The organism is Collinsella sp. AM28-11LB (genome assembly GCF_003469895.1).
GTDB lineage: Bacteria > Actinomycetota > Coriobacteriia > Coriobacteriales > Coriobacteriaceae > Collinsella.
The window spans coordinates 44,239-62,991 of the sequence record NZ_QSKJ01000011.1 but is presented as its reverse complement, the minus strand read 5'-3'; the positions used below and the strand labels follow the sequence as shown (position 1 = coordinate 62,991).

Genomic DNA, 18,753 nt, shown 5'->3' with positions numbered 1-18,753 from the left:
ATTAAGTGCTTTCCTTTGCGTGCGGAACTCGCGACAAACTTCATGCCCTCCGGTCCGCCCCCGGGAGCTGGGGTAACTTATCCGGGCCCGGCGTTCAGAAAAGTCAGTGCAGCAAAATGGCGATGCGGATGGGGTTAGTGCTCGTAGATCAGGTTGCCTGCCAGGTAGGTGGCCTGAACCTTGGTGGCTTGGAGTTCTTGGGGGTCGATGGTGAGCGGGTTTTGGTCCAGGACTACCAGGTCGGCATACTTGCCGGGCTCCAAGCTGCCGAGGTTTTGCTCGTCGCCCGCTGCATAGGCGCTGCCCAGGGTGTAGTTGCGCAGAGCCGTTGCTGCATCAATGCGCTCGCTCGGCAGCCAGCCACCCTCGGGCCAGTGGCTTTTGGGGTCCTGGCGTGTGATAGCCGTGTAGAGCACGTTCATGCTGGTAACGGGCGTGATAGGGCTGTCGGTACCGAAGGCTTGGCGAATGCCGCGCTGCTTATAGGTCGCGAACGGCCACATGATGCGGCTGCGTTCCAGGCCCAAGTCGCGCTCCGGACCACCTGGGTCGAGCGTGATGTGGCAGGGTTGGCTCGAGGTAATGATGTTGAGCTTGCGCAGGCGATCGATGTCCTGAGGCAGCAAATTCTCCAGGTGCTCGAGCGTGTTATGGCCGTGCTGGGGCAGGCCGTACAGTTCGGCCGCTTCCTCGAAGATATCGAGCGCGGCATGGATGGCACCGTCGCCGATGACGTGGATGCGCACGGTGTGGCCGCGCTCCGCGGCAGCCAGAACTAGCTTGCGCATGCGCTCGGCGGGAACCGTCAGACGGCCCTGGTCGCCCGGGAAGCGCGGATTGGTATAGGGCTCGGTGAGATATGCCGTGTGTTCGCTCGACACGCCGTCGAAGAACTGCTTAAAGCCCGGCGCCGAGAGCAGCACATTGTTCGCGTAACGTGCCTGCAGCTCTTCCAAGCGCGACTGGTCATCCAGCAGCGTGGGGAACAGATGGGCTCGGATGCCCAACTTGCCGGCTGCCTGTAGTTTGTCGTAGACGTCGTCGCGGATAAAGTCGCAGCCCGGCATGGGCATGAGCGACATATCGCAGATTGAGGTGATGCCTTGCTCTGCCATACGCTTCATTTGGTCGGCGTAAGCGCTCGCGATGCGGTCCTCGCCCAGCCACTCCAGGCAGCGCGGCAGCAGCTGCATGGCAGCCGCCTCGTGCGCAATGCCCGTGAGTTCGCCGTTTGCGTCCTTGTCGTAGCTGCCGCCCGCTGGCGGCTCGCTGTCGCGCGAGACGCCGAGCGCCTCGAGCGCGCGGCTGTTGAGCCACAGCGTGTGCCCGTCGCCCGAATACATAACGCAGGGGCGATCGGGGAATGCCGCATCGAGCGACGCCTTGGTAGGATGCTCGGGCGGGTCCCAACGGTAGTCGCGCCAGCCCTGCGTCACAACCCAAGCGTCATCGGGCAGGTCCTGGGAAAACTCGAGCGCGTGCTGTACCAGTGCTGCCTCGGACGTGCCCATATCCATGAGCATGTACGGCGAGGCGCCAACCGAGGTATGGAAGAAGTGCAAGTGCGCATCGTGGAAACCGGGGCAAACAAACTGCTCGCCGTAATCGATAACCGGCGTGACGGCGGGAGCCGCGGCGATCACATCGTCGGGCTTGCCGACCGCGACGATACGGTCGCCCGCGATGGCAATCGCCAGCTCACGGGCATCATCGATGCCGTCTTGTGCGGTAAAGACGTTCTTGGAGCGGATTATCCGATCGATATGTTGCATGGGCATCCCCATCTCTGGCAGGAAATTCAACACCCCCGAGTGTACTCCCCCACTCTTGTTACTAAACCCCAAGCGGCAAACGGCTGCTTTGCCACGCCAAGTGGCAGGTGGCATACTGGAGGCAGCCTGTACGATTTTGCGATCAACCCAGCAAGGAGCAAATCGATCATGACGAAGACCAAGGCACAGCAGATTATGGCAGCGACCGGGGTGCGAGCGGCTGACGACATCACCGCAGCCATCCAAGATATCGCTGCCGAGTTTGAGCCCTACATCATCAAGCAGCGCCGCCACTTCCATAAGCACCCGGAGCTGAGCCTCGCCGAGGAGCGCACGACTTCGGACATCGCCAATCAGCTCGATGCCATGAATATCCCCTATGAGCGCCCCCTTAAGACGGGCCTGGTGGCAACCCTTCGCGGCACCGCGCCCGATGCCTACCGCGAGGACGGCACGCCGCGCCGCCGCATCCTGCTGCGCACCGACATCGACGCCCTGCCCGTTACCGAGCAGACCGGCGAGGAGTTTGCTAGCGTCAACGAGGGCTGCATGCACGCCTGCGGCCACGACTGCCACATCGCCATGATGCTCGGCACGCTGCAGATTCTGCGCCATATGACCGACGACATCCACGGCGAGGTCCGCATCGTCTTCCAGCCCAGTGAGGAAAACGGCCAGGGCGCCAAGCTCATGATCGGCACGGGCGTGCTCGACGGCGTCGATGGCGCCTACGCCGCGCATATCTGGAGCGAGGTCGATGCCGGCACCGTAAGCTGCGAGCCCGGTCCACGCATGGCCAACACCGACTGGTTCCGCATCGACGTACGCGGCACCTCATGCCACGGCGCCATGCCCCAGCGCGGCCACGACGCCGTTATGGTTGCCGCCGAGATCGTCAACGCCTTGCAGACTATCGTTTCGCGCGAGATTAGCCCCTACGAGCCGGCGGTCATCACCGTCGGCGAGCTGCACGGCGGCACCGCGCGCAACGTTATTGCCGGCACGGCCTACCTCGCCGGCACGGTGCGCACCTACGGCGATTCGACCCACGAGGAAATGCCGGAGCTTATGCGCCGCATCGTGGAGCATACTGCGGCAGCCTTGGGCGCCGAGGCAGAGCTCACCGACTACACCATCGCCAACTACAAGGTCGAAAACGACGCCGCCTCGAGCGAACGCTGCCGCCAGGCCGTGGTCAAATGCCTGGGCCCCACCGGCCAGGGCCATTACCGCGGCACGCTTTCGGGCGAGGATTTTTCGGAGTACCTGCGCCGCGTGCCGGGTGTGCTCGCCTTTGTAGGTACGCGCAACCCCAAGATTGGCGCCACGTACGCCCAACATTCCTGCTTTTACAAGATTGACGAGACCGTACTGGCCAAGGGTTCCATGGTGGCCGCCCAGTATGCCATCGACTTTTTGGCCGAGCCCACGCAAGAGGAGCTCGACGGCCCCACGATCGCCGCGGTTGCCGAGACCAACCCCGACTTGGCCGCCAGGCTGCGCTCTGCCAAGGCGACTGCCGCTGAGGCGCGCGACGCCATGCACGATGCTCGCACCGCCCGCCATGCTGCAATCAAGGGCATCCGCGATGCGCGGGCTGCTGCTCGTAACGAAGAAAAGCACGACGAGTAGGCTGCAAGATTCTTCAAACACCCATTCAAAACAATGAGAGGGCGGATGTTGGAACGAACATCCGCCCTCTCATTGTTTGTCAAGCGCTATTTCTACCATTTCAACCCCGTCCCCAAATGGCAGAGCCAGCGTGGGGGTTCGAGGTGGATGATGTCGTCGGGAACTCCGGCGGGAGCATGGCCGCCAAAGAGCAGACCGGCATCTGCCGGATTGATGAGGCGCACGATCCATACGGCAACGACCAGCACGCACAGAACAATTACCGCAATGTCGATGCCGCGCTTTAGCTTGCTCGATGCCACCTCCTCGCGCACGAACGCGAGCGCAAACGCAATCGGCACCACCCAAAACAGCGGATGATAAGCAAAGGCAGCCGCAAAATCGAGGCGCAGTGCTGCCAGCCAGGCCCTCGTCATGCCACATCCCGGACAGGGAATGCCCGTCATCAGGCGAAACACGCAGCCGATATCGAGCAGGTAGAGTGCGAGCCAGGCGACAAAGAGCGCGCCGATGCAAGAAAGGGCGCGGCGAATGAGCTCCGCCGCGCCCTTATGTCCCTGAGAGCCGTTCACGCCGCTCTTATCGTTAGGCACGAGCGCCAAGACGGGCGTTGTAAGCCGTTGCCATGGCATTGGTATTCTTGATGATGATGTTCATGGCAAAGATGGGGCCAAGGCCGCACAGCAGCGCGCCGACAATCTGCCACATAAGAACGGTGGTGCCGTTCTCCTGGAACATCAGGCCATAGCGAGGAGCATTAGCCTGCAGGCGGTTACCGATCTTGTAGTACCAGTAGAGTCCGTAGAAGCCGCAGGTCACGAACGACAGCAGGATGAATGCTGCCAGACCCGGCGTGGAATCGCCGTCATCCTGGCACATGACATTGATGTCGCGGGCAAGGCAATAGAGGAAGTAATACGAATAGATGCCGCAGGTCACGATGGAAAGCAGGAGCCAGCCGATCACGCCACGGTCGGTCTTAATCGGAGCATAGCCCATCGGGGCAGGTGCAGGCTGCTGAGTATACTGCTGCTGCCCGGCGTACTGCTGCTGAGGCTGGGGCTGAACTGCCTGAACCGGAGTGGGCTGAATCTGCGTGGGCTGCGGAGCAGGCTGGGGCTGCGGCGCGGGCTGAGAGGCCGGAGCGACGGGGGCGGCACCGATGGCAGAACCGCAAACAGGGCAGAATTTGGCATCATCCGAAATGGGAGAACCACAAGTGGGACAGAACATAAGCTTCTCCTTTTCCTAAGGCGTCGCACGCCTTCAAACCTTACACGTCTATGTTCTCAACAATAGCCGCGACGTTGTTGCGCAACATTGACCAATTTCCGAGAAATTTTGCTGCAACCGTTTTCCCAGGCATTTTCTTGCTTTCGCAGTAGAAAAAGGCGCCCTGGGCTCAGTTGCCCAGGGCGCCTCGACCGACTATTCGGTTTGATTGTTTTCGGCAGCAGGATTATCGCCCGGCTCATCTGCCGGCGTGGCAACGGCATTCCAATCGGGCTCCGCAGGCGTCGCCTCGGGTGCCGGAGCAGGTGCAGGCGCGGGTGCCGGAGCAGGTGCAGGCGCGGGTGCCGGGGCAGGTGCAGCACCAGTGGCGACCGTGGGATTGAATCCCGCAGGAGCAGGCTTCTTCTCACCCGGGAGCACAAACGTCAGGACATCGTCGGCATCCTCGTCGGCCCACTCGCTGGCATGACGTGCCGCCCAATAGCCAACGGCGCGATACTTGAGCATCTTGCCAAACACAACCAGGAACACCGTGACAAAGACAACGATCATCAGGAACAGGATGAGCGTGATGCCGCCGCCCTCGATGATTGCCTCAAGACCCGTGGGGCGATAGTAATAGCTATACATACCAAACGTAGCAATGGCACCAAAGATGGCGGTGAAAATCCAGGTGATGATATTGGAAACAATGCCCGTCAAAAACTCGGGGAGGATCGATGCGCAGAACAACTTGCCCAGGTTGGCCTTATAGGACTTCCAAACCCTCTCAAGCGAAAACGCGCTTTCCACGCGGCCGGCGACTGCAAAGTGCATCACAGCGGCATCGCCAAACATCTTAAAGAAGATGCCCAGCACAAACGAGACGAACAGGGCAAAGACAAGCAGCCCCATCGAACCGATGAGGGCACCCTCAAGACCGCTCGAACCATAGAAATAATATGAACCGACAGCACCGATCACAGCGCTCTCAAGCACCGAGAACACCACGCCAATCACCGGAATAATGGCCACGAACTCGAGCACGCCTGTAATGACAGACGAGAAAATGCCCAATCCAAACGAGGTCGAGCGCAGCAGCGGACGCTCCATGCCGTTATCATCCTTGAGCGACAGGTCACGACCCCACTCGATAGCAAAGCCGGCACCGCACACGCTTGCCACGTACGCAAGCAAAAAGCCGATGGCAGCTGCAATACCGCCGATAACGGGGATGAACAGCACCAGCACCGACACGACGCAGATAAGCGCCGGCAAAAAGGCGATCTGGCATACGCGAACCAGGGCGCCGGGAACCTTAAGCATGTCGTTGAAAGCCTGTGCCATGCAGCCCTTGGGCACGTTCATAGCCGGCTGGGGCGCAACGAACGGCTGCGGCTGGGCAAACGGCTGACCCTGCGGCTGAGGTTGAGCTTGCGGAGCGGGACCGGCGGCCTTGACCTCGGTATTAGGGGCACCGCACACGCCGCAGAACTTGTCGTTATCGCCCATGGGGGCACCACACTGCGAACAGAACATCGAAATCATCCCTTCGTATCTAGAGCGAATCACCTGGATCGCAAACGATGTCTTTGGCATCATTATCGCCCAATGTGGGGACAAATACCCCAAGATGACCGATTTGCAACGCAGGTGGCTTTATTCAATGATTCGAAGGGTGCGCCCGGACTAGTTCGTACCGCGGAAGCCCTTGCCGACGATTTCGGAGCTATCGACGATGGTGATGAAGGCATCAGGGTCAATCTCGCGGGTATAGCGGCGCAGCTGCACTGCCTCGCGACGGCTCAGCACGCTCATAATCACCGTGACGCACTTGCCCGAGAAGGCTCCGTAGCCACGGCTGATCGTTGCCGTGCGGTTGAGATGCTTGACGATAAACTCCTCGACTTTGCGCGGTTCGGCGCAAATAATCGTACAGACCTTGCGCAGGTGGATGCTCTCGATGGCCTTGTCGACCACAAGCGTCTTGGCAAACAGACCGAGCACACAGTACAGACCGACACGCGGGCCATACAAAAAGGCCGCGATGGTCACGATGCCGATATCGACCAGCAACAGGGCACGGCCGATCTCAAGCGTCGTGCGACGCTTGAGGATCATGGCAAGAATGTCCGTGCCGCCCGTCGAGGCGCCAATGTCAAAGACAATGGCACTGCCCAGCGCCGGCAAGATGACGGCAAAACACAGGTCGAGCCACATATCGCCCGTCATCGAAACATCCGTCGGAATGAAGAGCTCAAACAGTGAGACGTAGGCCGAAAGCGCAAACGAGGCAAAGACACTCCAAAGGATTGCCTTACGCTCCAAAAAGATAAAACCCAGGATGACCAGGACCGCGTTGATAATCCACATAAAGACGCCGACGGGCAGAGTCGGGAACAGCGTAGAAAGAATGACCGACACACCCGAGGTGCCGCCGAAGGCAAAGTGATTGGGCGTTTTGAAAGCCACGATGGCAAAGGCCGTGAGGATCAGGCCCAGGTTGAGCTCGGCAAAAAAGCGCGGAAAGCCTGGTTCCTGGCTGCGCTTGCGGCCGGCGCGTTCGCCTTGCTCAATAACATCGCGATCGACAACGCGCTCCATCGGCACCACCGGAGGACGATGCACCTCCTCGGCAGCACGCGATGCCGCCTCTGCCGCAGCGGTCTCAATCGCCCATGCTTTGCTTTCTGTTTCGTGCTCGTCAGCCATTACGGCAACCCCTCGTTAACAATTTGGAAACAATGCGCCCATTAGGGTAACGCGGAACGCAGCAATTGCAACCCTTAGTTAGACGAGCGGTATGCCCGCATCGGGGGCATACAAAGAACGGCCAGCCGCGCATGTGCCTGCGTGACTGGCCGTTTAACGTTTTGGCAGATAAAACCTGCCAAAATAAACCTGTCCCTTTTTGGCAGGTTACTCGTGCTGGTTGGTGCGGCGTTCGTACTCCTCGGGGGTGATGACATCCTCGATGCGTAGGTTGACGCCCGCCACCTCAAGGCCGGTCATCGCGGCGAGGCGCTCGGTCACACGCGCCTTAACGTCGTCGAAAATCGCGGGCGCGTAGGCGCCATACTCGATAATGACGGAAATGTTGACGACCACGCGGTTGTCATCGGTGACCTCGACCGTCACGCCCTTGGTCAGGTTCTCGGCACCAAACTGCTCCTGTACAAAGTGCATGAGGTTGCCCTTCATGCCCAAGACGTGCGGCACCTCGCGGGTGGCCATGGCGACGATTTTCTCGATCACGCCGTTGGAATAGGTCAGCGAGTCCTCGGACTCGTCAGCCTCCTCGTCGTCCTCGTCAACCTCGTCTTCGGATTCGGCCTCGACAAACGCCTCGTCCTCGAGCGTCACGCCTTCGGCCTCGGCGACGACGGTCTCATCCGCATCGAGCTCGGTATCGGTCACATCGACCTTCGTGTTAAAAGCCATGGTTCCTCCTTATGCCCACCGCATACGCGGCGGTCGAATACATGCTAGCGACCGCTAAACAGGCGGCCGAAGAAGTTGACGATCCCGTTTTCGCCATCGCGAATCTGGCCGATCACAGCCCCGATCAGCACGAAGAATGCGATGACCAGCGTGTCCCACAGGCCGAGCGTGAGCACCAGCACCGCGAGCACAAAACCCGCGACGGCGCCGAGCGTGGTGTTGGGATGGCGAACGGCATAGCTCCAGATAGCCGCCCCCGTGCCCTTAATGAGACCCATGGCCTCGTCAAAGTCGTCGACGGCAGCGTCACGCGACTCGGTGCCCTCTACCTTGGGATCGACGACCTCGCTTGCCGGCGCGACGCTCTGATCGATAGTCAGGCGCGGGGTGCGGACGGTCTTATCTTGATTGGTATCACTCACCGGAAACCTCCACGGTCTGGACGGTAGTCTTGGACGGCAAAAAACGGACGCGCGTAGTCGTACCCGGCGTGCCGAGCATGGTGTCGCAAGCTTTCTCGATGCGCTGCTGCATCGCGGTAGCCAGAGATGCCACGTCCTTATCGTCAAGCGCGATAGCCTCGACCTTAAAACGGACGTGCGAATCGTCGGAGCCTTGGACGCGGGCCTCGACATGCTCGACCATCACGCGGTTGTCGCGCTCGGCAGCAGCCCTGGCGCACGAAGAAAGCGCCGCGAGGGTAACCTCGATATTGCGCTCCCCCGCCGGATGCACGCAGGACGGTTCGCGACGGGCGAACATCAGGCGGAAGAAGCTTACCAGCACGCCGATCGCCACGACGCCGGCGCACGCCGTGACGACGATGCGCGGCAGGGGGTCGCGCATCAGCAACATAAAGCGATACGTATACGGCCCCCAAAACTGGCAGACAAGCGTACCCAGCGCCACGATGGTGGCGGCAAGGTACACGATCGCTAGGGCTCGTTTGAGTACGCGCACGCGGCGCTCCCTTCAAATCTCGGCTCTCGAAATGCAAAACGGTTCGCATCATTATAAAAGAGCCGGGTCCGGTGCTCTACGCACGCGGATCCGGCTCATCTATTCCACGAGACTTGCATGCTCGCTTCATTATGCCCAGATATGCACGGCTTAACCCGTGCGGGCGCTACTCCTCCTCGAGGGCAGCGATGACCTCGTCGGTCATGTCCATGGTGCTGTAAACATCCTGGACGTCGTCGAGCTCCTCAAGACGGTCGATGAGGCGCTGAACCTTCTTGGCGTCGGCGCCGGAGACCTCGGTCGGGGTGGTCGGGACCATGGTGGTCTCGGAGCCCTTGACCTGGACGCCCTGCTCCTCGAGCGCCTTGGAGACAGCCATGACCTCGTTGGCAGTAGTCCAGACGATCCACTCCTCGCCGGCATCCTCGTAGTCTTCGCCACCGGCCTCGGCGATGGCCATCATGAACTCATCCTCGTCACCGGCAGCACCGTTGGCGATCATGGTCTCCTTCTTGGCGTTCTCGTCCAGGATCTCCTTGGCGACGACGATCTGGCCCTTGCGCTCAAACTGGAAGGCGACGGAGCCGGAGGTGCCCAGGTTGCCACCAGCGTGGGAGAAGGCGGAACGGACATCAGCGGCAGTACGGTTGCGGTTGTCGGTCAGGCAGTCGACGTAGACGGCGACACCGGCGGGACCGTAGCCCTCGTACACGATGTTCTCGTAGACGGCAGCATCGGCGCCCGAACCAAAAGCCTTGTCGATAGCGGACTTGATCTTGTCCTTAGGCATGGACTGAGCCTTGGCCTTGGCAACGGCAGCGGCGAGGCTGGCGTTGTTCTCGGGCAGCGGGTCACCGCCGAGACGGGCAGCAACGGTGATGTTGCGGCTGAGCTTGGAGAAAAGGGCGGAACGCTTGGCGTCCTGCGCGCCCTTACGATGCTTGGTTGTGGCCCACTTAGAGTGTCCGGACATACGTGTCTCCTATCGGTTTCGACCTAAAGCCCAGCGCAGATGCTCGGGCAATATAAACAAACGTCGTTATGATATACCTACTGGCCTGCGAGATAAACCCCAAAATGAAGGCGTCGTGATGATGCCACCCTTTGGTGCAAAGTAACCTGACCCCAATGCACCAAGTTAGGACCAGAGGAAGTCGCTGCGGGTGACGGTGGCGCCGATGGCGAAGGGCATGCAGGCGATGGCCGGATACAGGTAGCGCATGTAGGTCGACCCGTTGCACGGGCCAATCAGGCACACGGCGAGCACACCCATCAGTGGCACCCAAATCGCCAGCGCACGCCATGAATGACGACGCAGCAGGTAGACCACCGCGGCGATCATGATCCACACATAAGTGGCCGAGCTCATGGTGAGCGAGATAAACGGGATGCGCTGCACCGCCACGCGATACAGGTTGATCAGGTGGTCGCACCAGCGCACAACCTTGCTATCGACCGGATGGAAGTCGAAGTACTTGAGATTATCGGGGCGCGCCATAATCTCGGCACTACGCGCCGTGCTGTAGACCCACGCATCGCGGGCACTCGGATAAAAGTAGCCGTAATAGTTATTGATAAGCGCCGAGATATAGCACTCGGGATCCTTTTTGAACATCTGGGCCCACACCTCAAAATAGGCCTTGATGTCCTCCTGCGAGGCGTATTCGTTAAAGCAATTTTTGACGGCATCCGACTTATCCGGGTTGTAGCGGCGGCCCAGATTCTCGTACTTGAGCACACGGTCGATCACGGCGCGCTCTTCGTCGGTCACCAAGCCGTCGCAAGGAGCCTCCACGATGGTGCCGTCCTCCTTAACCGTGGGGTTGACGCCCGAGTTGAGGCCGTCGTGCTTTTGGACGAAACGAGCGGTCTGCTGAAACGGAATCGAGAGGATTTCGCGCTTGGAACCAGGAGTGATGTCGTGCGCCGGCATAAAGACCTTGGTGAAGTACATATTAGAGGCAAGGCAGAGTGCAAGCACCGCAAGAACTCCCACCCAGCGGAAGCGCGAGATGGCGCCCGAAGGCGCAGCACCAGCCTGCTTGGCTGCACGACGAGCCACATGCGCGTCCCATGCGCAAAACGCCGACGCGATTACGCATGCCGCCAGGGGAAACACCAGGCCGCCGTTGCGCAGAAACGTGGAACCCATGGCGCCCAGAGCGAGCAGCAGCCAGTCGTGGCGCGCAAAGAGCACGGGGGCTTTCTCGCCCGCTCGCTCGACATTGGCATCACGACGGGGCAAGCCACATGCCACGAGCTTGACGGTCTGTACCAGCAGCACCAAAAACGCGTCGGCAAACAGCACATCTTTGGTGAGCAACGCCGCGTAGTTAGAGAACATCGGCATAAACGCAAAGAACAGCAAGATCACGCCGCGGACCGGCAGGCTCATGCCCAGTTTGCGCAGCGACGAAATGGAATAGGCCATGCAGGCAGCCGTGATGACAAATTGAGCGCAGGTATAGATGATGAGGCCCGCGTTAGCGCTGTTGAACAGCGAAAGCCCCAGCTGAACGCACGAGCTGATAATGGCCGTGTGCACCACGGGGTGATGTCCGTTGAGCAGCACGTTGGGGTTGAGTAGGCGCAGGTAGTCGCTCGTGCCGTTGGGATAGTTGAACCACTGGCGAATCTGCGCACCCGTATCTCCCATAAAAAGGCCGGGCAGCGAAGCGATGAGCGTGGGCGCCCAGGCGATCATAAGCACCAGGAAGGGCCCGGCAAAGGGATGGACCGAGAGTACGGCGTGAGCCACACGCCATATGCGGCCAAAGTGCGCTTCCGAAAACGGAATGCGCCGAGAGCTCAGCCAATCTAGACACTCAAAGGCAAGGTAGAAGGCAACGATCGCCAGGAGCATCCAGCCCGCGCCGCCAATCCAGGCGCAGATGATGCGAGCTTTGTCGCCAAGGACGATCTCGGCCGAGTCGGTGAGGTCGTAGCTGCGGCCGAACACCATGCAGACGGCAAAGAACAGCGACGGCAAAATGATTGATGGACGCCAGGTGTCGCCACGGCCAAAGAACACGTAGCGAAACGGCAAGGTGAGCAGGCAGGCAAGTGCAAGCAGCATGACCGCGTCGGTATGGCCGGCAAACGAGAGGAGCACCTCGTAGCACACGTACAGCATGCCCGAGGCTTTGGGGTCAATCGCCAAGACTGCGTTGCTCGACACCGGCGCGGGATCGATGGAAAACGCCGTGGTCGCCAACAGCGCGAGCAAAAATGCGATGAGCGTCTGCTTGGCGGGGTAGCGCTTAAACCAGACGATGCGGGCAGCGTCGCGCGCAGCCGTTGTGGAGAGGTCGGAATCCTTCACAGTCCAAAGAGCCTTTCTAGAAACCTATCAAACTCGGCAAAACCACCACAAAGGTGCCTGTCCCCTTTGTGGTGGTATGTGGTGGTTAGGCGTCGAGGTAGATGCGCTGGGGGCGATTGCGGTGTCGGGCGAAGATAATGAGCGCCAGGCCGGCGATCACGAGCGGCAAACTCAGCAGCTGACCCATGGTGATAACGCCGCCCAGCAGATAGCCAAGCTGGGCATCGGGCACGCGCACGAACTCGACGAGGAAGCGGACGATGCCGTAGCCCATCACGAACACGCCCATAAACGTGCCTTGGGGCAGTAGCGGCTTTTTGCGGCTGAGCACCTGCAGAATGCAAAAGAGCACGATGCCCTCAAGAAATGCCTCATAGAGCTGGGAGGGGTGACGCGGCATATTGCCCGCGGTGCCACCGAAGACCACGCCCCAGGGCAGATCGGTCGGCTTACCCCACAGCTCACCGTTCACGAAGTTGGCGCAACGTCCCAGGCACAGCGCCAGCGGCGCGCCGATGACGGCAAGGTCGGCGATGGTCCAGGCGTCGAGCTTATACATGCGGCACACGATGATGCCGCCGATAATGCCGCCGACCAGGCCACCGTGGAAACTCATGCCGCCCTCGTTGGTGGCAAAGATCTCGAGCGGGTGCGCCCAGTAGTAGCCATCACCGTAAAAGACGACGTAGAACAGGCGCGCACCGATAATGAGGCCAAAGACCACGCCGACCACGACACTCGTCAGGTCATCAATCGTGATGTCAAAGCCCCAGCGACGCTGCGTGCGGTACATGACGACCGCCGTGAGCAGGGCGCCGACCACATAGGCCAGACCATACCAGTAAATCGTGATAGGCCCCGCCGAAATCGCGACGGGATCAAGCATATGGTAGAAGTCGTTGAGCATGTCGACCCTCCTACTCCCTACATACAAATGCGGCCGCGGGCCTTGCGCTCGCAGCCGCATATCTGGGCGTAACGTCTATGCGGAGCATGCCGTCCGCAGCTTTCGCAGCTTAGAACGGCGCGTACTCGTCGTACAGGTCGTCGGTCTCGCCAGAAGCATTGGCCTGCTCGACACGGGTGACGCCGGGCACGTGCTCCTTCAGGATGCGCTCGATGCCCATAGACAGGGTCAGCGAGCTCATGGGGCAGCCGGCGCAGGCGCCCTGCAGCTCCAGCTTGACAACGCCCTCGTCGTCGACGCCCACATACTCCATATCGCCGCCATCGGCCTGCAGGTTGGGGCGAATCTCTTCAAGAACCTTCTTAAGCAGCTCTTCGTTAACAGCCACAGGGGCTCCTTTCTCACAATAACGCGGGCACGCCCGCGGACAGGGGCTATGTTACTACAGCCATGTACCCGCTTAGGCGCCAGCCATGCGTGCGGACACGACTTTCACGAGCAGTCAATTTGGGACGGGGCCTTTTTAGCTGCTTTTTGTTGCCAGCTGGCGTTGCCACGCGCTACTGCCGAGCCTGCCCCTCGGTGCCGATGTGAACATCGACGATAACCTGGCGATAGCTGATGCCGCAGGAGTCAAGGATGCGGCGGCTGATGCGGCCGTCGTCGGTGTCGGCGTACTTATTGTCCAGGTAGACGACCTCGCCCACACCCACCTGCGCCAAGATTTTGGCACAGTCATGGCACGGGAACAGTGTGACGTAGACCGTGGAGCCCTCAAGATCTTTGAGCGAGCCGCGGTAGTTGAGCACTGCGTTGGCCTCGGCATGAACTACGTAGTTATGTTTGTCCTGCAGCGGGTCGTCGCTCGTGCCCCACGGGAAAAAGTCGTCGTTGAGCGCCGAGGGTGTACCGTTGTAGCCCACCGAAAGGATGCGGTGGTTGGTGCTGGCGATGCACGCACCCACCTGTGTGTTGGGGTCCTTGCTGCGGCGCTGCGCGGCGATGGCTACGCTCATAAAGAACTCGTCCCAGCTAATGACGTCCAGGCGCTTGCCTGACGAAGTTTGATGAAGATCGTCCGACATGGCAGACACCTCCGTAATCGCAATAGTTTGACCCATTGTAGCAGGTGAAAGGTGGGGCGTTTGTCCCACCGGCGCCCTCACATTTACACGCGGCGGGGCTTTTGGTTGATGCGGTACAGCTCGGCGAGACCCCGCAGCGTCAACGCGTCGTCGACCGTCAGGCTGTAGCCGACCAACGCCGCGAGCGGGTCGGCATCGTCGCCGGTGATGACGATGGGCACGTCGCCCTCCCCCGTGGCCTTGGTCGCGCGCATCTCGGCAAGCACCATGTCGAGCATGCCATCGATGCGGGCTACCTCGCCCAGAACCACGCCCGAACGCATGGCCTCGCGCGTGTTGCGACCGATGACGTGCGTTGGCGCCGAGGGCTCGACATGTGGCAAACGCGCCGCAGCGGCCGAGAGCGAGCGGGCGCCGAGTGCCAGACCAGGCGCGATAACGCCGCCGACAAAGGTTCCGCGCGCATCGATGACCTCGATATTGGTCGTGGTGCCGAGGTCGATCACGATGCACGGAGAGCCGTAGACGGCACGGGCCGCCACGGCGTCGGCGATGCGGTCGGGACCGATCTCGGCCGGGTCATCGTAGTGCACAGGCATGCCGGTCTTGAGGCCCGGTCCCACAGTGAGCACGCGCCCCGTACAGGTGCGAGAAAGCGCCGTCTTCCACGGGCGCTCGAGCGCCGGCACCACGCAGCTCAGCACGGCAGCCGTGGGCACAAGTGTGCCCGGCATGCCCGCATCGGCCGCCAGCGCGGCCATGACTTGAGCGAGACGCATACGCGCTTCATCGGCCGTAATACGGGTCGGCGTCGTAATCTCGCACGTCGCAAGCGGGCATTCCTGCGCCGCAGCCGAATCCTCGGCAAACAGACCAAAGCGAATGAACGTGTTGCCCACGTCGACCGTCAATATGTATGCGCACCCATTAAGCATCATCGGCGCTCCTTTCGTCTGCCCAGCAGTATATCGCCTACCCGAACCAGCCATCCCAGGTAGTCATTTTGGGACGGGGCCATTTTAGCTACCCCAATATGTCGGTTGATATTTGCCCCAATCCCAGATAATTCGTCGACTGTCAAAGGGTAGCTAAAATAGCCCCGTCCCAAAATGACTACCTTGCGGCTATACTGATGCGCGGTCGCGCGCGGGCTCACGCGGCGGCCCTTGGTAACCCGACTTCCCGCGCCGTATCCGTAGCGGCGCTCCCGGGGGAAGCGGATATACGCAAAGGAGTTTTATATGAGCAATCCCTCGAACCGCGCTTCGATGCGCGGTCAACTCACGCTGCGCGGCGTCGTCATCGGCGTCCTTGGCTGCGTGATCATCACGGCAAGCTCGGCCTACACGGCCCTCAAGATGGGCGCGCTCCCCTGGCCGATCATCTTCGCTGCCGTCATCTCGCTGTTCTTCCTCAAACTCATGGGCAATGCCAGCCTCAACGAGGCCAACGTCACCCACACCATTATGTCCGCAGGCGCCATGGTCGCCGGCGGCCTGGCGTTTACCATCCCGGGCGCCTGGATGCTGGGCTATGCCGACCAGATCAGCTGGCTCGACATGTTTATCGTGGCGCTCGCCGGCACCATCTTGGGCCTTCTGGCAACGGCGCTCATCCACCGCCACTTTATCGTGGACGCCGCGCTGGAGTTTCCCACCGGCAATGCCGCAGCTCAGACCCTGCGCGCTACCGAGGCCGGCGGCAAGACCGGCAAGCAGCTCTTTGGCTCCATGGCCGTCGCCGGCGTCTTCAGCGTGCTGCGCGATGCTCTGGGCGTGGTGCCCAGCATGCTGTGCACGCTCAATATCCCCGGCGTGACCTTTGCCATCTATAACTCGCCCATGCTGCTCTCCATCGGCTTTTTGGTGGGCTTCGCCCCCGTGGCCTGCTGGTTTGCCGGTGCTGTGCTGGGCAACTTTGGCATCATCGTGGGCGGCACCGCTGCCGGTCTCTTTGATGTCGAGACCGCTCAGGGCATCGTCAAGTCGCTCGGCATGGGCCTCATGATGGGCTTTGGCGTCGCCGTTGTCCTCAAGGACATCCTGCCGCAGGTCGCCGGCATCGCCCGCGGTCTCGCTGCCGACGGCTCCAGCGACACCGACGAGCAGTCGCTCATCTCGGGCTCGCTTAAGCTCGACGCCGGCATCATCGGCCTGGGTACTGCCGCCATCGCCGTGATCGTCGCCATCGCGCTCGACCTTGGCCCCGTTCCGGCCGTCATCGTAACGCTGTTCACCTTTGTTACCACCATCATGAGCGCGCAGAGCTGCGGCCAGACGGGCATCGACCCCATGGAGATCTTTGGCCTCATCGTCATGCTCATCGTGTCGGCATTCGCGCAGCTCGCACAGGTCAAGCTGTTCTTCATCGCCGGCATCGTGGCCGTGGCGTGCGGCCTTGCGGGCGACGTCATGAACGACTTTAAGGCCGGCGCCGTGCTGGGCACCAACCCGCGTGCGCAGTGGATCGGCCAAGCCATCGGTGGCATCGTGGGCGCCCTGGTCGCCGCGGCCGTTATGGTCGCGCTGGTTACCGCCTATGGCCCGGACGCCTTTGGTCCCGACAAGAGCTTTGTGGCCGCGCAGGCAAGCGTAGTCGCCACCATGGTCTCGGGCATTCCGAGCGTGCCGTGGTTTGCAGGCGGCTTTATCTCCGGCATCGTCATGTACTGGCTCGGAATTCCTGCCATGATGATCGGCCTGGGCGTCTACCTGCCGTTCTACATGTCGCTCACGGCCTTCTTGGGCTCCTGCGTCAAGCTTGCCTACGACAAGTGGGCCGTACACCGCGATGCCACTGCCGGTCTTTCGGACGATGAGAAGGCTGCCAAGGATGCCGCCTTCCAGGAGCAGGGTCTGGTCGTCGCCAGCGGCCTGCTCGGCGGCGAGTCCATCGTCGGCGTTATCCTGGCGTTCATCTCCGTCGGCTTGAGCCTGCTGGGCTAAGCCCAACAACAACGCGCCAACACAAAGCGCGGGGTCGGAGCCAATCCGATCCCGCGCTTTTTTGTATCTGCCAAAACCCTCGGCCGTATCCGCAGATGATGCGTCCTCATTTGTCTGCTCGCCTAAACTCCATGGCAGGATAACCGACCTGCCCGCCACGGTGTAGAGTAAGGACGAGGGGCAAGGCGTACGGCCCACGCCAGAACGAGGTGGACATGGAACTCGATAAACAACAGATCAAGCGACTACGCGAACGCCATCACCGGCGCCACGGCATCCGCCCTGCCCATAGTGAGGCTGCCGAACAGGCTGGTCGCTTTTTAAAGCGCGCATTCAACATTCGCGAGGGACGCGCGCCCTATCACGTGATCCGCAAGCGTTTTGTAAACGGGGCGCGTCTGACTGGCTCCCACCTATGCATCCTCATCATCGCCATGCTCATCGCAAGCATCGGCCTCGATATCGACTCGGACATCGCCATCGTGGGTGCCATGCTCATCTGCCCGCTCATGGGATCGGTCCTTGCCATGGCATATGGCATCGCCACGCTCGACCGTGAGATTACCGTCGAAGCCATCGCCAGCCTTGCGCTGCAGATGGCCTTTTGCCTGGTCACGTCCACGTTGTACTTTAAGCTCTCGCCCCTTGGCACCACCACAGCTGCCATCATCGACAATTCGACACCGACTGTGTGGGACCTTGCCGTCGCGCTCGCGGGCGGCTTTGCGGGCGGGCTGGGCAACTCGCGCGATCAGGAGCCCGCCACGCTCATCGCCGGCGTGGCCGTGGCGACCGCGCTCATGCCGCCCCTGTGCGCAGCTGGTTACGGCATCGCCATCGCGAGCGGGTCGCTGTTTCTCTCGGCGCTCTACGAATTTGGCATCAACGTAGTCTTTATCGCGCTGGCTGCCGAAGCCGTGCTGCTTCTTTTGCGTGTACCGCTCAAGCGTGATCTCAACGGCGACGGCATTGTGACCGCCGAAGAAGATGCCGAGGTCGACGAGCTGTCACGCAAGGTGCGCCGCCGCATTATTGTGGGCACGGTGATCTTTGCCATCCCCTGCATCGTTATGACCGCGGGGTCTATTGGCTCGGCGCAGGCCGGCGTGCAGGACGGCTACGGCGTCACCGAGACCACACGCGAGCTTGCCGCGGTGCTGCCGGGCTTTAAGGATTACACCGTCGCCGTCGAGACCTCGGCCACCGAAGGCGACGAGGAGGGCATCGTCGAGCGCGAGATTGTCGCCCATGTGACAACGAGCGAGGCGCTCGGGGCGCACGACCGCCACGTCGCCCGCAAGCTCATCGACCTCAATGTGCCCGAGCTCGATCGCGTGGAGTTCGATGTGAAGTGATGCCGGCGCGGGATGAATGCTCGCACGGACGCAAGTTACGACGAGGCGCAGACGCGATACGGACACGAGCAAATTGCGGGGTGCAGTTCACACCCGAGCCCCGCTCGCTGTTTTATTGCCGT

Annotated in this window: 17 protein-coding genes; 3 read left to right on the top strand and 14 right to left on the bottom strand. The window is 61.2% G+C overall.

Annotation, left to right across the window (positions count from 1 at the left end):
- Positions 1-134 precede the first annotated feature (134 nt).
- The gene (locus DW732_RS08540) at positions 135-1,772 is read right to left on the bottom strand and encodes an amidohydrolase (protein ID WP_233539421.1); all 1,638 of its coding nucleotides are present in this window, start codon (positions 1,770-1,772) and stop codon (positions 135-137) included.
- A gap of 168 nt (positions 1,773-1,940) precedes the next feature.
- On the opposite strand from DW732_RS08540, the gene DW732_RS08535 reads away from it, so the two are divergent.
- Entirely contained in the window at positions 1,941-3,404 is a 1,464-nt protein-coding gene (locus DW732_RS08535) for a M20 family metallopeptidase (protein ID WP_118099293.1), read from the top strand.
- A gap of 92 nt (positions 3,405-3,496) precedes the next feature.
- On the opposite strand, the gene DW732_RS08530 is transcribed toward DW732_RS08535, so the two are convergent.
- The 13 genes from DW732_RS08530 to DW732_RS08470 form a co-directional block, all read right to left on the bottom strand.
- Positions 3,497-3,997 (bottom strand): DUF2752 domain-containing protein, encoded by a 501-nt coding sequence (locus tag DW732_RS08530; protein WP_199569780.1) that lies wholly within the window; start codon positions 3,995-3,997, stop codon positions 3,497-3,499.
- Complete coding sequence (locus DW732_RS08525; RefSeq protein WP_118099300.1) at positions 3,990-4,637, bottom strand: DUF4234 domain-containing protein; 648 nt, start codon at positions 4,635-4,637, stop codon at positions 3,990-3,992. The genes DW732_RS08530 and DW732_RS08525 overlap by 8 nt, the downstream gene beginning before the upstream one ends.
- Positions 4,638-4,832: 195 nt before the next feature.
- A complete protein-coding gene (locus DW732_RS08520; RefSeq protein WP_158567388.1) occupies positions 4,833-6,155 on the bottom strand; it encodes a zinc-ribbon domain-containing protein in 1,323 nt (440 codons plus the stop codon).
- Between the two features lie 150 nt (positions 6,156-6,305).
- Positions 6,306-7,328, bottom strand: a complete 1,023-nt coding sequence (locus tag DW732_RS08515; protein WP_118099290.1) for a YitT family protein — start codon at positions 7,326-7,328, stop codon at positions 6,306-6,308.
- Positions 7,329-7,535: 207 nt separating this feature from the next.
- Positions 7,536-8,057, bottom strand: a complete 522-nt coding sequence (locus DW732_RS08510; protein ID WP_118099289.1) for an Asp23/Gls24 family envelope stress response protein — start codon at positions 8,055-8,057, stop codon at positions 7,536-7,538.
- Positions 8,058-8,101: 44 nt separating this feature from the next.
- Positions 8,102-8,479: a DUF2273 domain-containing protein gene (locus DW732_RS10135; RefSeq protein WP_233505140.1), complete on the bottom strand. Its 378-nt coding sequence runs from the start codon at positions 8,477-8,479 to the stop codon at positions 8,102-8,104.
- Positions 8,472-9,017, bottom strand: coding sequence for a hypothetical protein (locus tag DW732_RS08500; RefSeq protein ID WP_147356370.1), 546 nt, complete (start codon positions 9,015-9,017; stop codon positions 8,472-8,474). Before DW732_RS08500 ends, DW732_RS10135 begins: the two co-directional genes overlap by 8 nt.
- 166 nt (positions 9,018-9,183) lie before the next feature.
- Positions 9,184-9,990, bottom strand: coding sequence for a YebC/PmpR family DNA-binding transcriptional regulator (locus DW732_RS08495; protein ID WP_006234926.1), 807 nt, complete (start codon positions 9,988-9,990; stop codon positions 9,184-9,186).
- 165 nt (positions 9,991-10,155) lie between these two features.
- Positions 10,156-12,339, bottom strand: a complete 2,184-nt coding sequence (locus DW732_RS08490) for a DUF6020 family protein (RefSeq protein ID WP_233539419.1) — start codon at positions 12,337-12,339, stop codon at positions 10,156-10,158.
- A gap of 85 nt (positions 12,340-12,424) precedes the next feature.
- Entirely contained in the window at positions 12,425-13,246 is an 822-nt protein-coding gene (lgt, locus tag DW732_RS08485) for a prolipoprotein diacylglyceryl transferase (protein ID WP_118099287.1), read from the bottom strand.
- Positions 13,247-13,355: 109 nt separating this feature from the next.
- Complete coding sequence (locus DW732_RS08480) at positions 13,356-13,634, bottom strand: NifU family protein (RefSeq protein WP_118099286.1); 279 nt, start codon at positions 13,632-13,634, stop codon at positions 13,356-13,358.
- A 172-nt stretch (positions 13,635-13,806) separates the two neighbouring features.
- A complete protein-coding gene (locus DW732_RS08475) occupies positions 13,807-14,331 on the bottom strand; it encodes a dCMP deaminase family protein (protein ID WP_117763487.1) in 525 nt (174 codons plus the stop codon).
- A gap of 83 nt (positions 14,332-14,414) precedes the next feature.
- Positions 14,415-15,269 carry a type III pantothenate kinase gene (locus tag DW732_RS08470; RefSeq protein WP_233539418.1) on the bottom strand — a complete coding sequence of 285 codons (855 nt, stop codon included), beginning with the start codon at positions 15,267-15,269 and terminating at the stop codon, positions 14,415-14,417.
- A gap of 303 nt (positions 15,270-15,572) precedes the next feature.
- Between DW732_RS08470 and DW732_RS08465 the strand changes: the two genes are divergently transcribed.
- Positions 15,573-17,276, top strand: coding sequence for an OPT/YSL family transporter (locus tag DW732_RS08465; RefSeq protein WP_118099285.1), 1,704 nt, complete (start codon positions 15,573-15,575; stop codon positions 17,274-17,276).
- Positions 17,277-17,491: 215 nt separating this feature from the next.
- Positions 17,492-18,631, top strand: a complete 1,140-nt coding sequence (locus DW732_RS08460; protein WP_118099284.1) for a DUF389 domain-containing protein — start codon at positions 17,492-17,494, stop codon at positions 18,629-18,631.
- Positions 18,632-18,753 lie beyond the last annotated feature (122 nt).